This is a genomic window from Pedobacter antarcticus (genome assembly GCF_900112985.1).
GTDB classification, from domain to species: Bacteria; Bacteroidota; Bacteroidia; order Sphingobacteriales; family Sphingobacteriaceae; genus Pedobacter; species Pedobacter antarcticus.
In genome coordinates this window covers 143,626-161,177 of the sequence record NZ_FONS01000006.1, presented here as the reverse complement: position 1 = coordinate 161,177, position 17,552 = coordinate 143,626, and the positions used below count along the sequence as shown (strand labels likewise).

Here is a 17,552-nt window from a genome sequence, read left to right as displayed (position 1 = left end):
CCTTAAAACCTAAGATATGTTCAGATTGAATCTTAAAATAGCCCTGCGGAATCTTTGGAAAAACAAAGGATATACTTTTATCAATATTGCAGGCTTGTCGGTAGGGATGGCTGGATGTATTCTGATCTATATTTTTATCAGTTATCAACTGAGTTTTGACCAGCAGTATACTAACAAAGACCGGATTTACCGGGTTGTTAGTTATTGGAAATATTCCGATGGTGAAGAATTTCAGAATGGTGTGCCTAAGCCTCTAGCTTATGCCATGCGGAATGATTTTTCACAATTGGAGGAAGTTGCTCCTTTACAGCGTGGCGGCGGTGTGATACAGGTAATGGATGAAGCCGGGCGTGTTAAGATGAAGACGGATGAAACGGTATTCTATACGGACCTTTCCTTTTTTAAAATATTTAATTATAAATGGCTTGCCGGCACACCTGAGCAATCTGTGACTGAGCCTAATACGGTAGCTATTTCCCGGAAAACAGCAATTAGATATTTCGGAAACTGGCAGCAGGCTATCGGTAAAACCATTGTCTTCAAACAAGTTAATCAGCTAAAGGTTAGTGGTGTATTTGAGGATCAGCCGGAAACATCCAGTAACCCGGTTCAGATAGTACTCGCTTATTCAGGGTATAAACATCGTCAGCTTAAGGAATGGGGATCAGTATCTTCTGGTTCGGAGTGTTACGTTTTGCTGAAAGACGGTGTGAAGCCCGCAGATCTGTCAGGAACGATGCAGGCATTTATAAAAAAATATTATTCAGCAGATAGTGATGTCAAAGAGAGCCATTTTTTTCAGTCGCTTTCTGATATTCATGTAGATGAAAGATATGGGAATTTTGCAGGGAAGAATACCAGTATGCGCGATATTTACGGGTTAGCGGCTATTGGTTTACTGCTGCTGCTCACGGCCTGTATTAATTTTATAAACCTGGCTACCGCGCAGGCGATCGGACGCTCAAAGGAAGTGGGTATAAGAAAAGTAATCGGTGGGAACAGGAGAGAACTACTGACTCAGTTTTTTACGGAAACCATTACGCTTAGTTTTTTTGCCCTGTTGCTGGCCTGCGTCATTACCGAAGCTGCCCTGCCTGCTTTATCAGGACTGTTTGAAGATCAGTTAAGCTTTAGCCCGGTAAACCAGCCAGCTCTGATTGGTTTTATGTTACTGCTCGTGCTGTTTGTGGGGCTTCTGGCAGGAGTTTATCCAGCTGTGGTACTTTCAGGGTTTAACCCGGTGCTGGCGTTGAAGAACAAGGTGAATGTCGGAAATTCCGGCGGTGGCAGTCTGCGTAAGGTATTAGTGGTTGTGCAGTTTGCGATTACGGTAGTGTTGATAGCTGGCACGCTGATTATTCTGCAGCAAATGAAATATATGCGGGAGAAACCCCTGGGGTTCAATTCTTCGGCAATAGCTATGGCTTATCTCCCGAATGACAGTCTCAGTGTCAGCAAGTTTGAGATCATTAAAGCAAGGGTTGCAGCTCTTCCCGGAGTATCGGCTGTGAGCCTATGTAGTTTCGGGCCCTCGTCTTCAGATAACAAAACATCCAATTTTTCTTATAACAGTTCCAGGGATATGGACTTTATGGTCAATACCAAGGCTGGCGATGAAGACTACTTCAAAACATTTGGCTTATCCGTTCTGGCGGGCCGGTCATTGTCAAAGAGTGACACCTTGAAAGAACTCGTCATCAATGAGACACTCATGCGCAAGCTAAATATTGTTAAACCGGAAGACGCTATCGGGCAACATATCACATTAATGGGGAAAAAGGTGCCAATTGTTGGAGTGGTCAAAGATTTCATTAATAAAAGTCTGAAAGAGGGCATCTCGCCGATTGTGCTGTATAACGCAAAGAACAGCATGTCTGAACTTGCGGTGAAAATGGACACCAGGCAGATTTCGACGCTTATGCTTCAAATAGAAGCAATCTGGAACAGCTATTACCCGAACTATGTATATTCATCGTCTTTTCTGGATGACCATATTCGCGCATATTATGAAAGTGAAGTAATTATGGGAACTTTACTGAAGATATTTGCAGGAGTTATAATTTTTATCGCATTTATGGGTTTATTTGGATTGATCTCTTTTGTTGCAACCCAGAAAACAAAAGAACTGGCTATCCGGAAAGTGTTGGGTGCCACTACAGTAGAGCTGGTTAGTATGCTCAATAGCTCATTTATTAAACTCATTTTGCTTGCAAATCTGGTTGCCTGGCCAATAACTTATATGCTGGTGTCCCGGTGGCTTTCTGGTTACGCTTACCGGATAGATTTAAATATCTGGCCGTTTATGGTTGCCATGATTATTTCGTTACTGATTACGGTGCTGACAGTCAGTTTAAGAACTTATCAGGCAGCCATGGCCAATCCGGTTAATGCCCTTAAAAACGAATAATACTTAAAAACAAAGACATGATCACATTAAAACAGATAGAAAAATATTATACCTTGAAAGGGGCGAAGAGCTACGTACTCAGACATATTGATGCCGATATTCAAAAAGGTGAATTTGTTTCTATTATGGGGCCTTCAGGAGCTGGTAAATCTACTTTATTGAATATTATCGGAATGCTTGACGAACCTACTTACGGCAGTTATAAATTCATGGATCAGGAACTATCTTCATTATCCGAAAGAAAGCGGATTGAGATCTACAGAAATCATATTGGATTTGTTTTTCAGGCGTATCATCTGATTGATGAGATGACAGTTGAAGAGAATATAGAAGTTCCGCTTCATTACAAAAATATCAGTAGCTCAGAGAGGAAAAGCCGGGTAGCGGACTTGCTTGACCGTTTTCAGATGGTAGCCAAAAAAGATTTATTTCCGCATCAGCTTTCCGGTGGTCAGCAGCAGTTGGTGGGTATCGCCCGTGCGCTGGCACCGCAACCTTTACTCATCCTTGCAGATGAACCTACAGGTAATTTGCAGTCTGCACAAGCATTGCAGATTATGGATTTGTTTCGACAGCTGAATAAAGACGAAGGTATAACTATTGTACAGGTAACCCATTCTGAAGCTAATGCTGCCTATGGAAATAGGATTTTAAACCTCGTGGATGGCGTGGTTACCAATAATAGCTAACCTGCCTCCTAAGGACATATTCGTATATTTACCGTATGAGACTAAAGTTTACGGATCAGCTTGGTTATACGATTAACCTTCCATCTCCACCAAAAAAAATCATCTCTCTTGTCCCGTCGCAGACCGAGTTATTATTCGATCTGGGGCTGGATAAAGAGATTATAGGCATAACTAAGTTCTGTATCCATCCATTGGAGAAGTGCAAAACCAAAGTGAAAATCGGGGGGACCAAGACTCTTAATATTGAACAGATCAGGGCAATGCAGCCGGATCTGATAATCGGAAATAAGGAAGAGAATACAAAAGAAGACATCGAGCTTTTGCGTAAAGAATTTCCTGTATGGATTTCCGACGTTTCCACATTGGAAGATGCAATGAAGACTATCACTGAGATCGCAGAATTGGTAGACAGAGAGCCTGAAGGAGCTTATCTGAACCATCTGATCAACGCAGGGTTTACTGATCTGCAGACATTGGCACTGCAGTACAGATTAGAGCCCAGAACTATATACCTGATGTGGAAAGATCCTTATATGATGGCAGCGGCAGACACCTTTATAGGAGATATTCTGATGAAGGCAGGGTTAGTGAATATCGCTAAGGGAACCCGATATCCGGAAACTACACTAGAAGAACTTCAGCTCCTATCTCCGGAATTGATTTTACTGTCTTCCGAGCCCTATCCATTCCGCGATAAACATATTTCTGAATTAAAATCGGCTATTCCTGGAGCAGATGTCAGGTTGATTGACGGAGAAATGATCTCCTGGTACGGCAGCAGACTGGTTAAAACGGTGGGTTATTTGTTCGACTATCAAAAATCTTTAAAATAAATAATCTTATTATCAGCTGTTTAACTCCTTTGTTGCAGACAATTCAAATATTCTTTTTGATATATAAAATCAATGTCTATATTTGCAGTCCCTAATGCGGATGTGGCGTAATTGGTAGCCGCACCAGACTTAGGATCTGGCGCTTCACGGCGTGGGGGTTCGAGTCCCTTCATCCGCACATTAGTTTAAAAGCAGTCTTCACAGACTGCTTTTTTTGTTTTACGCGGTTTTCCAATTTAAATTTTTTACTGTCGACAGTAAACGGAATTGACCAGAGTCATATTGTTCCTATAATTGGGATTGTTTAAAATGCGAATTCAAGTTTTTTCGAAACATTTTGGGCTTCTCTTTTTCGTAAATCTAAATCATGACTAATCTGGTATTCTTTTTCTTTATCTACTAGCCGGAGTAAATCAACAGCTTTAATATGTTCGCCTGAATGAATTTCAAACCTGATGAAAATGTTTTCATTTGGAACTCTGTGTTCATGAATATATTGGTTGAGTACAGAAGCGTTTACATTAATTTCTTTTGCAAATTCCTTTTGCTTTTTATTTTGCAATTGAAGATATTCCTGAAGAAAATAGCCGAATGTAAAATCAGCCTTATATATTGAACTGTTGACATAATCTTCCAGACGTGCCTTTAATAACATGAGGCTGTTGTAAAGCCTTTTGCCATCAGACATTTCATTTCTGCGTTTTGAACGTGCTGAAGCAAGTTCCTGATTAGCCGATTTTTGTTCATCATTAGTCAAAGATGTAGGTAATACATAAGCATTAGCGATCTCTTCAGGGCTTAGTTCTGTTAAAATTTTGTTTTTGCTCATGATAAATATTCTTTTATAATTTTATGTAAAGGGATGTCCTCTAAGTACAACTGCCTTCCGCCGTCCAGCATTCCGTATTTTTTAATGTAATATTCCTTAATTTCTGTTTTGGGCGTTAAGGACACGCATGGGAATTCCCAGTTATAGTTTTTGATAGCTTCTTTACAAGCAAAGGCAATTAGCGTGCCTGCTATCCGGTCAAATTTCTTTTCTTTCCCGACGTTCTCTGCTGAAACCGCTAATAGATTTATTTCGATTCTTTCTTCTGCCTGAATGTTGCTGAGAGCGATCAGTCCTAAAATTTCACCGTCTAAACTCAGCTTGAAAATTTGATAAACACCCTTGAGTTTTTTCCAGTTAAATGCGAATTGCTTCACTGTTATCTTTTTCCAGTCTTGATCTTCCAAGTTTTGTAGGAGAACCAGATACTTTTCATTACTGGACCTATGAACAATGTACATAATCAAATATACTAAATCTTTACAATTTTCGCAAAGATTCATCGTGTGTTAAAATAGGGCGAAAGCGGCGTGGCTAAAATGAAATAACCCGGAATGCATTTGCATTCCGGGTTATTTCATTATAACGTTTCAACACGCGGGGCTTTGACAATCGATATTACAAAGTCGCCATATCAATCACAAAACGGTAACGGACATCTCCTTTGAGCATACGATCGTATGCAGACTGGATATCTTTGATGTCAATCATTTCAATTTCTGACACAATATCGTGTTCTGCACAGAAATCAAGCATTTCCTGAGTTTCGGCAATTCCTCCGATGCCAGAGCCAGCTATGCTTTTTCTGCCACCCAGAAGGCTGAATGCGGCGATCTCAGCTGGTTTTGATGGTACGCCCACACAAATCAATGTACCGTCAGTTTTAAGCAGGGACAGGTACATATTGAAGTCGTGTTCCGCAGATACTGTATCCAGAATAAAATCAAATGAATTTTGTGCTGCTTTAACCTGCGCCTCGTCTGTAGTAACTACAAAATGCTGTGCACCTAATTTTCTCGCATCAGCCTCTTTACTAGCTGAGGTACTTAGTACAGTCACTTCTGCGCCGAAAGCTACACCGAATTTAACAGCCATGTGTCCAAGGCCGCCTAAACCTAAAACGGCTAGTTTATGACCTTTTCCTACTTTCCAGTGTCTTAGTGGAGAATAAGTGGTAATACCTGCGCATAATAATGGCGCAACTGCTGCCAGGTTCAGTTTATCTGAGACATGTAAGACAAATTCCTCTCTTACGACAATAGTGTTTGAATAACCACCGTAAGTAGGTGATTTTCCATCTCTCTCATACGAGTTATAAGTTTGCGTATTTCCTTCCAGACAATACTGCTCCAGATCTTTTTTACAGTTTTCACATACCTGGCATGAATCTACCATACAACCAGTACCTGCCAGATCACCTACTTTAAATTTAGTAACGTGATCGCCTACTTTAATTACGCGTCCGACAATCTCGTGGCCAGGAACCATTGGGAAAATCCCGGGAAACCAGTCATTTTTAATCTGGTGAAGATCTGAGTGGCAGACACCACAGAATAAGATGTCAAATTGCACATCATGAGGACCTACCTCGCGACGTTCAAAATTCCATGGGGCTAAATCTGTTTCCGCGCTTTGCGCTGCATATCCTTTTGTTGCAATCATAATATCTAAAATTAAGTTTTAAATTTCTCCACAAAAGTACTTTGGTTCTCCTTCAAAAAAGCTGCAAGATTCAAACTGTTTACTGTAAAATTCAAACATTTTGAAGCTTTCGGAAAGCTCTTGGTGTCAAGTTTGCATTCTTTTTAAAGTAATTAATAAAATGGGGGAGTTCTTCGAATCCCAGGCACCAGGCGATCTGTGTTATTGTCCAGTCCGAATGCATTAATAAAGCTCTGGCCTCCTGAATTAGTCTTTCTTCGATCAGCTGGGAAGTAGTTTTTCCGGTTATCTCTTTTAGCGAGCGGTTTAAATGATTCACATGGATAGAAAGCTGTTTTGCAAATTCTACCGGCGATCTGAATTTCATTTTCTGATTAGGAGATTCAATCGGGAACTGTCTTTCCAGTAATTCCGTAAAGACAGATGCTACTCTTACCGATGCTGTAGAACCGTTATAACGCGAGCTGGTAGCAGGCGTCATTTTCAGGGCACTGTAAATCAATTCCATCAGTAGATTTCGTAAAAGATCATATTTGTAGGTGAACTCAGAATTTATCTCCACCAGCATTTTCTGGTATATTTTGCTGATGTCTTCCAGCTGCTGATCTGAAAGTATAAATACAGGAGGATCACCAGGTTTAAAAACAGGATACTCCTTAATATGGGCCAGATTGTCTAAAAAGGATTCTGAAAAGATGCAAAAGAAGCCTGTAGCTTTTTCCGCTTTAGATTCCCAGGAGTAGGGAATCTGGGGATTAGCAAATATTAACGCGCTTTTTTCGAATTCGACTGACTTATCAGCGTAATAAAACTTTGTAGGTCCTGTAATCAGGCTTACTTTATAGAAATCACGTCTGCTGTAAGGTAGGCAATCTGTGTTGGGGACAAGGTGCTCTTCCAGTCGGAAAACATTAAAGTGACCCAACTCTTTTTTCAGATTGTCAGGCATCCAGTGTGAGGTTTTTTTATAGAAATCTTCCAGCTGCTCTGCTTTTTTCATTTTGCAAATATCAAATATTAAATATAATATTTACGCGGCGGTTTATCTTACAATTGTCATACAAAAGCAGGAGATTTCTGCTTAATTTTAAAGAGATGGAAAAAACACAGACGCTGGAAGAGTTTTATAAATCCAAATTAAACTGGATGCCAGATAATTTACAAAAGGAAATGGGACATTTTAATGTGTTTCGCCTGGATGAATTTTCAGGGCCGAAAGCTAAAATTTTGCCATACAGCCGGAAGAATTATTATAAGATCAGTCTGATTAATGGCCATACCCGTTTGTTTTATGCCGATAAGACAATAGAGTTTGATACCAGTGCCTTATTATTCGCTAATCCTCAGATTCCCTACTCCTGGGAATCTGACGCAGAGCAGCAGACAGGTTATTTCTGCATTTTTACAGAAGCATTTTTTAATCAGTTCGGCCATATCAAAGAATATCCGGTTTTTAAACCAGGTGATAATCCTTTATTTCATCTTTCTCCTTCAGCAGTAGATAAAATTAGTCAGATTTTTCTAAAAATGCTTCAGGAGATTGAATCTGATTTTACGTATAAATATGACGTCTTGCGTACACTGGTTCTGGAGCTGATTCATCTTGCGCTTAAGATGCAGCCTGCAAAAGGTAGCCAGTATAATGAATCAAATGGTAATTTACGGGTTTCTTCTATGTTTACCGAACTGCTGGAAAGACAGTTTCCAGTAGAATCTCCCGGTCAACGTTTGAAAATGCGTTCTCCTGTCGAATTTGCCGGACAGCTTTCTGTGCATGTAAATCATTTGAACAGATCCCTGAAGGAAGTAACGGGAAAGACAACATCAGCTTTAATTGCAGAGCGGGTAATTCAGGAAGCGCGTACTTTGTTGAGACATACAGATTGGAATGTATCCGAAATTGCCTGGTGTCTGGGCTTCGATGAGGCTCCTCATTTTGTCAATTTTTTCAAGAAAAATGTTCAGCTCACGCCTAAGCGTTTCCGTCAAAACCGGGATGTTTGATTTTTGTATTTGTTGGTTTGATTATCGCAATTGCCACGCTCTTCATTGAATTAATTTTGGTCTGTCAAATAAATGACGTCGATCAAATTAATTGAAAATGGAAAATATGAATTCGGGAATTAAGGGTAAAGTTGTCGCGATTACAGGGGCAAGCAGTGGTATTGGTGAAGCAATCGCGGTACATTTAGCGAGTAAAGGAGCCAGAGTGGTACTGGGAGCGAGAAGAACATCCAACTTAGTGAAAATTGTTTCTTCTATAATTGAAAATGGGGGTGAAGCCGTTTACTTTTCTGTAGATGTTACGCAACCTGGCCAGGTAAAAGATTTTGTTAGCTATGCTGTAGAAAATTTTGGGACCCTGGATGTTTTCGTTAATAACGCTGGTCTGATGCCGCTTTCTATGATAAACAGTTACAAAGTTTCAGAATGGCATCAGATGATAGATGTTAATATCAAAGGGGTACTCCATGGTATTGCGGCTGCCTTACCTGTTTTTGAGGCTAAAGATAATGGGCAATTTGTAAATATTACTTCTGTCGGCGATCGTTGGGTAGGCCCCACATCTACGGTATATAGTGCGACTAAGTTTGCGGTACGGGCCATATCTGAAGGTTTACGCCAGGAAGTGAGTGCTAATATCCGGGTGACGCTAGTCGCTCCGGGGGCGACAGAATCTGAGCTGGCAGAAACGATCTCCGATCCTGAATTGAAAAAACTAGCGATAGAAAAATTCAGAGTCAATCTATTATCTGCTAATGCTATTGCAAGGGCAGTTGCGTATGCTGTAGAACAGCCTTCCGATGTAGATGTCAATGAACTGGTGGTACGCCCGACGGCACAAAAAAGTTTCTAATCTGTTAGAAAGCTAGTTGTAATTAGCTTTTCCTTGCGCCCGCATTTACTTTGTATTTGAGGCGGGTTGATATACCCTTGGTATACCGTTGCTATACCGTTGCGATACCCTTCCTTTACCCAAAGGGTATACCAAGGGTATAGCAACGGTATAGCAACGGTATCGCAACCCCGAAGAACAACAAAGGAAAATAAGGTTGCGGAACGGTTGGTTTCAAAACCAGATAACAGGATGATCCGACTCATTTTAGTGTTTCATTAACGCAATAATGAGATTAGAATGTTCTAATGTGCAATGATTTAACTTTTCAGCCTTTTATCTTTGTGAAAAAATAAAGCATGAATATTTTATTGATTGAGGACGAACCTAAAGTTTCAGGATTTATTAAAAAAGGACTTGAAGAGCAGTTACATAATGTTTCGGTAGCTTACGATGGAAACATGGGCTCTAAAATGGCTCTTGAACACGAATATGACCTGATTATTCTGGATGTGGTATTGCCTTATATCAATGGGATGGAAATATGCAAGATGATCAGGCAGGTTAAAAAAGAAGTGCCTGTCTTAATGCTTTCAGCGCTTGATACGGTAAATGATAAGGTGCAGGGACTTGAAAACGGGGCAGATGATTATCTCACTAAACCTTTTCATTTTGCTGAACTGCTTGCCAGAATTAAAGCCTTAAGCAGACGAAAAGACATGGTGTTGCCTGGTACGCTTTATAAGATAGCAGATCTGGAGATGGACTGTTATAAGAAAACAGTAACCAGAAATGGTAAGTTGATTCTGTTATCGGCTAAAGAGTTTATTTTACTGGAAGTATTGCTAGCTAATAAGAACAGAGTATTGTCGAGAATATATATAGCAGAAGCAGTATGGGGAATTTCTTTTAACAGGGGAACTAATCTGATCGATGTTTATATCAATTATCTGCGCGCTAAAATCGACAAAGGCTTTTCTGCACCGTTAATCCATACTGTAATTGGGATGGGTTATGTAATTAAAGAATCTTAAATCCCAGGCATGAAGTTTAAAAATGCATTGTCCCTGCAGTTTACTTTTATGTTCGCTTTTTTACTCTTCATTGTACTGAGTGGTATTTACGTGATCGTAGAGCATAACCGGTCTAAGTCCTTTTTTAATAAGCTGGATGAGCGGGCAATGATAGCTGGTCAATTCTATTTTGCAGAAGATAATCTGCCAATTAAGCTGTTCAGGAAAGTTTCTGAAAAGTTTCCGCAATCACTTTCTCAGGAGTCTATCAGCATTTATAATGATCAGCTGCAGTTTAAATTTATGCCCGAAGATTCCATTCATTGGAAAAGGAGCTTTCTTCAGGAGATTCTGAAAAAGAAGAATTTGCATTATAAATCCGGGGACAGGCAGGTCTCCGGATTATATTATGAGGATAACTCCGGAAACTTTGTTGTTGTAGTCTCAGCGATTGATGAACGTGGATTTGAGGATATGGATCAGTTGCGGATCATTATGTCTGCCTTTTATGTCGCTTCACTTTTTATTACTTTTTTTATCGGGCGGATATTTGCAAATATTTCTTTGCGGCCGATTGTTAAAATTACGGCTAATCTTAAACGGATCCGCTCTTCGAATCTTCACCGGCGTCTATCTATTAATACGGCAAAAACAGATGAAATAGATATGCTTTCACTCACTATAAATCAGATGCTGGAACATCTGGAACAGTCTTTCGATAGTCAGAAATCATTTGTAGCTAACGCCTCCCATGAATTGCGGACACCTATTACTTCTATTTTGGGTGAGGCAGAAATCACCTTAATGAAAGAAAGAGATCCGGAGACTTATAAATCTGCACTGAAAGAAATCGTATCCAGTGTAGAAAGGCTCAATCTGATTATTAACAGTCTGATGGAGCTGATGCAAACTAATCTTGACAACCGCGATTTTCAAAACGTGAAGGTAGATGAGCTGATGTGGGAAATTGCAGATGAGCTCGCCGGCAAATCAAATGGAGATCAGGTCAGGATGGGTTATCATCTGCCGGAAGATATTACCAAAAGTGTCATTTCCGGAAACCGGCGGCTACTGTTCATTGCGATTAGTAATATTCTGAAAAATGCAGTTAAGTTTTCAGAAGGGAAAACTGTAGACTGTGAAGTGCGCTATATAGATAAGGGAATTCAAATTACCATCCGGGATCAGGGGATAGGCATCGCGAAAGACGATCTGATTAAAATCTTTCAACCATTTTTCCGTGCTTCCAATGCGATGAATTTTCAGGGCTACGGTATAGGACTGTCACTGACAGATAATATCGTAAAGTTACATAATGGAACTATCTCCATAAATTCAGTTTTAGAACAGGGTACTACAATCGTCGTGTTTTTTCCTACGGCCTGACATTAAGACTTTCTAATCATCTTCTAATGCAATACCAATAGTGTATTAAGGGGGTTTTAATAGTCCACCTATAGCTTTGCTTTTAAAATAATTAAAGCTATGAGTCTAAAAATTGTCCATGTCCTTTTGCTGCTCATTTTTACAGCAGGTCTGGGAAAGGAGAACAAAGCATTTGCACAAAATATTGCAGGAGATACCTTAAGAATCACCATTAAAGAGGCCGAAGGCCGGTTTTTAAAAAACAATCTTTCCCTGCTCGCTGCTCAGTATCAGATTGATCATGAAATGGCAGAAATTATCACTGCAAGTTTATTTAACAATCCGGAAATAGGCTTTGAGAATATTCTTTACAATCCTGATACCCGTAAATTTTTTGACATGAGTTATGACGGCGGGCAGTATACCGGCCTGATCTCTCAGCTCTTCCAGACGGCAGGTAAAAGAAATAAAAATATTCAGCTGGCTAAAATAGGGGCCAGACAGGCAGGGTATGAGTTTTTCGATCTGCTGAGAACGCTGAAGTATACGCTCCGAACCAATTTCAATAAAATTTACTTTCAACAGGCTTCTTTGGACGTATACGATCAGGAAATCAGTTCTTTATCTACCACGCTTGCTGCTTTTAAAAAACAATACGCGGCCGGTAATATCGCGCAGCACGAGCTATTGCGGATTCAGTCACAGCTCTATGCGCTTCAAACTGAAAAGAACGAATTGCAGGAAGATATCGATGCAGCACAGTATGAGTTCAAATTGTTGATCAGGGTGGATCCTAAAATAAGGATTTTGCCAATGGTTGGAGTCTTGCAGCCTGTTAAAGAGAAACTTGCTCAGGTGCCTTATAAATTGTTGCTGGATTCTGCTTATAACAATCGTTACGATTTGAAACTTGCCAAAGGTAATGTCGCTTACAGCGACCTTAATCTGCGGCTGCAGCAGGCAATGGCGGTACCGGATATTACAGTTTCACTGACTTACGATAAATACGGAAGTACAGTTCGGGATTATACAGGATTAGGGATCAATATTCCGTTGCCGCTTTTTAACAGAAATCAAGGAGCTATTAAACAAGCCAAGATTGCCATTCAAAGCAGCAAAAATAATCTGGAAAGGCAGCAGGACGAGATGGAAAGTGAAATTGATCAGTCATTTCAAGCTGCTTTCAGACTGGAGAAACTCGAAGAAAGTTTTGATCCTGGTTTTAAGAACGATTTTAATCATCTCATTGAGGAGGTTACTAAAAATTATCAGAAAAGAAATCTCAGTCTGCTTGAATTTCTAGATTTCTATGATTCTTATAAAACGAATGTCGTGCAGTATAATGAGCTGCAAATGAATCGTATGAACTCACTGGAGCAATTAAATTTTGTGACAGGTACCCAATTTTTCAACAAATAATATTTCCTGATATGTATCATAAATTAAAACTCCCGGTTGCAGGGTTTACTTTAGCTGTTGCTGTATTTTGTCTGCAGGCCTGTACCCAAAAAGAAAAGACCGATGCTGTAAAAGACCCGCAGTTTCAGGTCAGTGAAAAATTATTGCAGGAACTTAAGGTCGATACGGTATTGGCAGGTAATGCAGTATCAAGGTTATCGCTTACCGGTATGGTTGCACCAGATGAAAACAAAATGGCCAGGATATTTCCCCTGGTTAGTGGTATTTCTCAGGATGTAAATGTTCAGCTTGGAGATCTGGTTAAAAAGGGACAGACGCTTGCAGTGATCCGGAGTACTGAAGTTGCGGGATATACCAAAGATATGGTCTCTGCGGAGGCAGATCTGAGAAGTGCTAAACGGGCCTTACAGTCTGCGAAAGACTTGTATCAAAGTGGTTTGGCTTCTGAGAAAGATCTGGAGCAGGCGCAGTCCGACCAGGAGAAAGCAGCAGCTGAGTACAAACGTGCCGGTGCCGTAATGGCAATTAACAGAACCGGCAGCCGGGGTTATGAGATTACTTCACCGATCAGCGGGTATATTATCGAAAAAAATCTGACTGATCATATGCAGATCAGAGAGGATAACGCCGAACATCTTTTTACAGTGGCAGACCTCTCAACGGTGTATATACTCATTAATATTTATGAATCCGATATCTCGAAAGTTAAAAACGGGAGTGAGGTTAAAATTACGACTTTGTCTTATCCGGATAAGGTCTTTAAAGGGAAGATCGATAAAGTCTACAGCCTGATAGATCCGGAAAATAAGGTGATGCGTGCCAGGGTTAAAATTGACAATCCGGGAGATCTGCTCAAACCGCAGATGTTTGCCAAAGTTTCTGTAGCAGATCTGTCAGGGGATACTATGCCTTCGGTACCGGCTGCCTCCATTATTTTTGATCATGATGGTTCATTCGTTCTGGTCAAAGATGGGGTGTCTAAAGTTCATATTCAGCCGGTTAAGATTGCAAAAAGGGTAGAAGATACCGCCTACGTCAGTGAGGGCCTGAGAGCCGGAGATGTTGTGATCAGTTCCCGTCAGCTATTTCTGTATGAATCCCTGAAAAAATAATTCAATCGTATTTACTCCCATTAATTTATTCAAATGAATAAAGTCATTAAAAATGTCCTTGATTTTTCATTGAGGAACAAGTTTTTTATATTCTTCATGACATTCTTACTGTTGCTGGCCGGGTATATCAGTTTCAGAAAAATAAGTATAGATGCTTTCCCCGATGTAACGAATACTTCGGTAACCATGATTACGCAATGGCCTGGCAGAAGTGCAGAAGAAGTAGAGAAGTTCGTTACCCGTCCGCTGGAAATCGCAATGAATCCTACGGAAAAGAAAACCTCTATCCGTTCTTCTTCCTTATTCGGACTCTCTGTTGTTAAAGTTTCCTTTGATGACGAGGTCGATAATGCTTTCGCAAGAATGCAGATAAATAACCACGTCGGGGATGCTGAGCTCCCTGACGGTGTGAAGCCGGAGATTCAGCCGCCTTACGGACCTACAGGAGAAATATTCCGGTATACGCTTACCAGTAATACCAAATCTGTCCGGGAATTAAAAACCCTCGAAGAGTGGGTAGTGGAAAGGGAGATCAGATCGGTGCCAGGTGTAGCAGATGTGAATAGTTTCGGTGGTCAGACTAAGGCTTACCAGATTACGATAGATCCGCAAAAAGCTGTGCAGTATGGTGTTACGCCGCTGGAGGTTTATGAGGCAGTTTCTAAAAGTAATATCAATGTTGGCGGCGATGTCATTGAACAAGGTGGCCAGGCATACGTTGTGCGCGGAATTGGTTTGCTGAATGATATTCCGGAGATCAAAAACATTATCGTAGATAACATTAAAGGAACTCCCATTTTCGTTAAAGATATCGCAGAAGTTACCGAATCACATCTGCCTGCACTGGGTCAGGTGGGCCGTGATCTGGATCCCGATGTGGTGGAAGGTATTGTGGTCATGCGTAAAGGTGAGAACACCAGTGAGGTGATAGAAAATCTTAAAATAAAGATTCACGAACTGAATAGTACGATACTGCCTGATGATGTTAAAATAGACGCGTTCTACGACCGGGAAACACTCATAGATTTCGCAACCCATACGGTCATGAACAATATGGCGGAAGGGATCGTATTTGTAACGGTGATAGTTTTCCTTTTCATGGCAGACTGGCGTACTACAGTTATCGTTGCTGTGGTTATTCCGCTGGCTTTGCTATTTGCATTTATTTGTCTGAAGATGAAAGGAATGTCCGCCAATCTACTTTCGATGGGGGCGATTGACTTCGGTATTATCATCGATGGGGCAGTAGTTATGATGGAAGGAATTTTTGTCGTGCTTGATCAGAAGGCCAAAAAGGTTGGAATGGACCGCTTTAACAAGATGAGCAAGCTAGGTATGATCAAACAGGCATGTCTGGTAAATGGGAAGGGAATCTTTTTTGCCAAACTGATTATTATTGCGGGTTTGCTTCCAATCTTTAGCTTCGAAAAGGTAGAAGGAAAGATGTTCTCGCCTTTAGCCTGGACTTTAGGTTTTGCTTTGTTGGGTGCATTGATTCTGACTTTCACCCTGGTGCCTGTTCTAGCCAGCGTTTTACTGAAAAAGAATGTCCGGGAAAAGCATAATTTCTTTGTTATCTGGTTAACCAGAAACTGTGTAAGAATCTTTAATATCTGCTTTAAACAGCGCAGAATTGCGTTTACGATCACCATTATTATTTTAATCGGCGGCCTGTTCAGCTTTAAATTTCTGGGGACTGAATTTCTTCCGCAATTGAACGAGGGGTCTATCTATGTACGGGCTACGGGGCCTTTGAGTACGTCATTGGAAGGGTCGGTTAAACTGGCCAACGACATGCGTAAGGTCTTCCTTAATTTCGAAGAAGTGAAACAGGTAATTTCCCAGACCGGCCGGCCGGATGATGGTACGGATGCCACGGGTTTTTATAATATTGAGTTTCATGTAGATCTGCTGCCTCAGAAAGAATGGAAGCGTAAGCAAAGTAAAGCAGAACTGATTAGCAGAATGCAGGAAAAGCTGAGTTATTTTCCGGGTATAGATCTGAATTTTTCACAGCCTATTTCGGACAATGTCGAAGAAGCGGTATCCGGTGTCAAAGGTTCAATTGTCCTTAAACTTTTCGGGGATGACTTTAAATTCATCGAGCAGCAGGAAGAGAAAATCTTTGCCGTGATGAAAGATATTGAGGGAATTGAAGATCTGGGGATCTTACGGAACCTCGGTCAACCTGAACTGCAGATTAACCTGGATCAAGAGAAAATGGCTTTTTATGGCGTAACTGCCGCAGATGCCAATGCAATTATTGAAACGGCAATTGGTGGTAAGGCTGCTACAGAAATTTATGAAGGCGAACGGAAATTTGAACTGAGAATCAGGTACCCCGAAAATTTCAGGAATAATGCCGATGCAATCGGCGATCTGCGCGTACCGACGCTTTCAGGAAATAAAGTTCCGATCAGGGAGATTGCCGGTATTCGTAAAATTATCGGTCCAAGTCTGATCTACCGCGATCAGCATAAAAGATACGGCGCAATCAAATTCTCTGTTCGCGGACGCGATATGGGCAGTACGATTAAAGAGGCACAACAAAAAGTAAATGCGAGCTTGAAATTACCGAAAGGCTATTCTATCCAATGGGCAGGAGATTTCGAAAATCAGGAAAGGGCAATTAAGCGGTTGACGGAAGTTGTGCCGGTTAGTATTCTGATTATCTTTTTTATTCTCTTTGTGCTGTTCGGAACACTTAAAGACTCTTTGTTAGTCTTGAATAACGTGCCATTTGCTATTATAGGCGGTATTTTTGCCCTGCTGCTTACCGGAATTAATTTTAGTATCTCTTCTGGTATCGGCTTTATTGCCCTGTTCGGTATCTGTGTGCAGAATGGTGTGATATTGATTACTAAATTCAAATCTAATATCAGCGAGATGCGAACGACGCATCCGGAATGGACACTGGTTGATGCCCTGAGGATTGGCGTAGAAAGCCGGGTCAGGCCGGTGATCATGACTGCTATGATGGCCGCGATAGGTTTATTACCTGCAGCGATGTCTACGGGAATTGGCTCCGAAACTTCGAAACCTTTAGCTACAGTGGTTATCGGTGGATTAATTACCGATACGGTATTTAATCTGTTTATATTTCCAATCGTATTCTATTGGGTATACCGTAAAAAGGTATCAAAAATTGCTGCTGCAGGTGCCTGAGTTTAAGACTGAAATTTTGCCCGGCTAAAATGATTAAAATGGCTGTAAAAAGGCGGCAGACTGAAATATTGTCAGTCCGGCCGCCTGATGAGCCCTAATTTGATATTTAACTAGGTCTATTTCAAGAAAATTAATACTTTTGGCACCTCTATTGAGGAACGGGAGGCAAAGGATGAACCTTTCCACCGGATAAAAAGATCTTCCGGAATATGGAGGGGTTTT

14 protein-coding genes and 1 tRNA gene are annotated in these 17,552 nt (G+C 40.8%); 11 read left to right on the top strand and 4 right to left on the bottom strand.

Features of this window, described 5'->3' with window-relative positions; genetic code table 11:
- Positions 1–16 precede the first annotated feature (16 nt).
- The 4 genes from BM192_RS13780 to BM192_RS13765 all read left to right on the top strand — a co-directional run bounded on the left by BM192_RS13780 (position 17) and on the right by BM192_RS13765 (position 4,107).
- Positions 17–2,407: an ABC transporter permease gene (locus BM192_RS13780; RefSeq protein WP_037439424.1), complete on the top strand. Its 2,391-nt coding sequence runs from the start codon at positions 17–19 to the stop codon at positions 2,405–2,407.
- Positions 2,408–2,424: 17 nt separating this feature from the next.
- Positions 2,425–3,096 (top strand): ABC transporter ATP-binding protein, encoded by a 672-nt coding sequence (locus BM192_RS13775; protein ID WP_037439422.1) that lies wholly within the window; start codon positions 2,425–2,427, stop codon positions 3,094–3,096.
- A gap of 35 nt (positions 3,097–3,131) precedes the next feature.
- Entirely contained in the window at positions 3,132–3,929 is a 798-nt protein-coding gene (locus tag BM192_RS13770) for an ABC transporter substrate-binding protein (RefSeq protein ID WP_037439420.1), read from the top strand.
- Between the two features lie 96 nt (positions 3,930–4,025).
- Positions 4,026–4,107: transfer RNA gene (locus tag BM192_RS13765), tRNA-Leu, on the top strand.
- A 126-nt stretch (positions 4,108–4,233) separates the two neighbouring features.
- On the opposite strand, the gene BM192_RS13760 is transcribed toward BM192_RS13765, so the two are convergent.
- The 4 genes from BM192_RS13760 to BM192_RS13745 all read right to left on the bottom strand — a co-directional run bounded on the left by BM192_RS13760 (position 4,234) and on the right by BM192_RS13745 (position 7,420).
- A complete protein-coding gene (locus tag BM192_RS13760) occupies positions 4,234–4,758 on the bottom strand; it encodes a transcriptional regulator (protein ID WP_037439418.1) in 525 nt (174 codons plus the stop codon).
- A complete protein-coding gene (locus tag BM192_RS13755) occupies positions 4,755–5,261 on the bottom strand; it encodes a hypothetical protein (protein ID WP_083401138.1) in 507 nt (168 codons plus the stop codon). Before BM192_RS13755 ends, BM192_RS13760 begins: the two co-directional genes overlap by 4 nt.
- 115 nt (positions 5,262–5,376) lie before the next feature.
- Positions 5,377–6,420 (bottom strand): NAD(P)-dependent alcohol dehydrogenase, encoded by a 1,044-nt coding sequence (locus BM192_RS13750; protein ID WP_037439414.1) that lies wholly within the window; start codon positions 6,418–6,420, stop codon positions 5,377–5,379.
- A gap of 91 nt (positions 6,421–6,511) precedes the next feature.
- A complete protein-coding gene (locus tag BM192_RS13745; RefSeq protein ID WP_037439412.1) occupies positions 6,512–7,420 on the bottom strand; it encodes a helix-turn-helix domain-containing protein in 909 nt (302 codons plus the stop codon).
- 95 nt (positions 7,421–7,515) lie between these two features.
- Here BM192_RS13745 and BM192_RS13740 point away from each other — a divergent pair, with 95 nt between their 5' ends.
- The 7 genes from BM192_RS13740 to BM192_RS13710 all read left to right on the top strand — a co-directional run bounded on the left by BM192_RS13740 (position 7,516) and on the right by BM192_RS13710 (position 17,330).
- A complete protein-coding gene (locus tag BM192_RS13740) occupies positions 7,516–8,424 on the top strand; it encodes a helix-turn-helix domain-containing protein (RefSeq protein WP_037439410.1) in 909 nt (302 codons plus the stop codon).
- Between the two features lie 97 nt (positions 8,425–8,521).
- Positions 8,522–9,277, top strand: coding sequence for an SDR family oxidoreductase (locus tag BM192_RS13735; protein ID WP_037439408.1), 756 nt, complete (start codon positions 8,522–8,524; stop codon positions 9,275–9,277).
- Between the two features lie 338 nt (positions 9,278–9,615).
- The gene (locus tag BM192_RS13730) at positions 9,616–10,290 is read left to right on the top strand and encodes a response regulator (RefSeq protein ID WP_037439406.1); all 675 of its coding nucleotides are present in this window, start codon (positions 9,616–9,618) and stop codon (positions 10,288–10,290) included.
- Between the two features lie 9 nt (positions 10,291–10,299).
- On the top strand, positions 10,300–11,655 hold the full coding sequence (locus BM192_RS13725) for a sensor histidine kinase (protein WP_074964029.1): 1,356 nt from the start codon (positions 10,300–10,302) through the stop codon (positions 11,653–11,655).
- A gap of 99 nt (positions 11,656–11,754) precedes the next feature.
- Entirely contained in the window at positions 11,755–13,053 is a 1,299-nt protein-coding gene (locus tag BM192_RS13720; RefSeq protein ID WP_037439401.1) for a TolC family protein, read from the top strand.
- 11 nt (positions 13,054–13,064) lie between these two features.
- Positions 13,065–14,165 carry an efflux RND transporter periplasmic adaptor subunit gene (locus BM192_RS13715; protein ID WP_037439399.1) on the top strand — a complete coding sequence of 367 codons (1,101 nt, stop codon included), beginning with the start codon at positions 13,065–13,067 and terminating at the stop codon, positions 14,163–14,165.
- Between the two features lie 33 nt (positions 14,166–14,198).
- Complete coding sequence (locus BM192_RS13710; protein WP_037439397.1) at positions 14,199–17,330, top strand: efflux RND transporter permease subunit; 3,132 nt, start codon at positions 14,199–14,201, stop codon at positions 17,328–17,330.
- Positions 17,331–17,552: the final 222 nt, after the last annotated feature.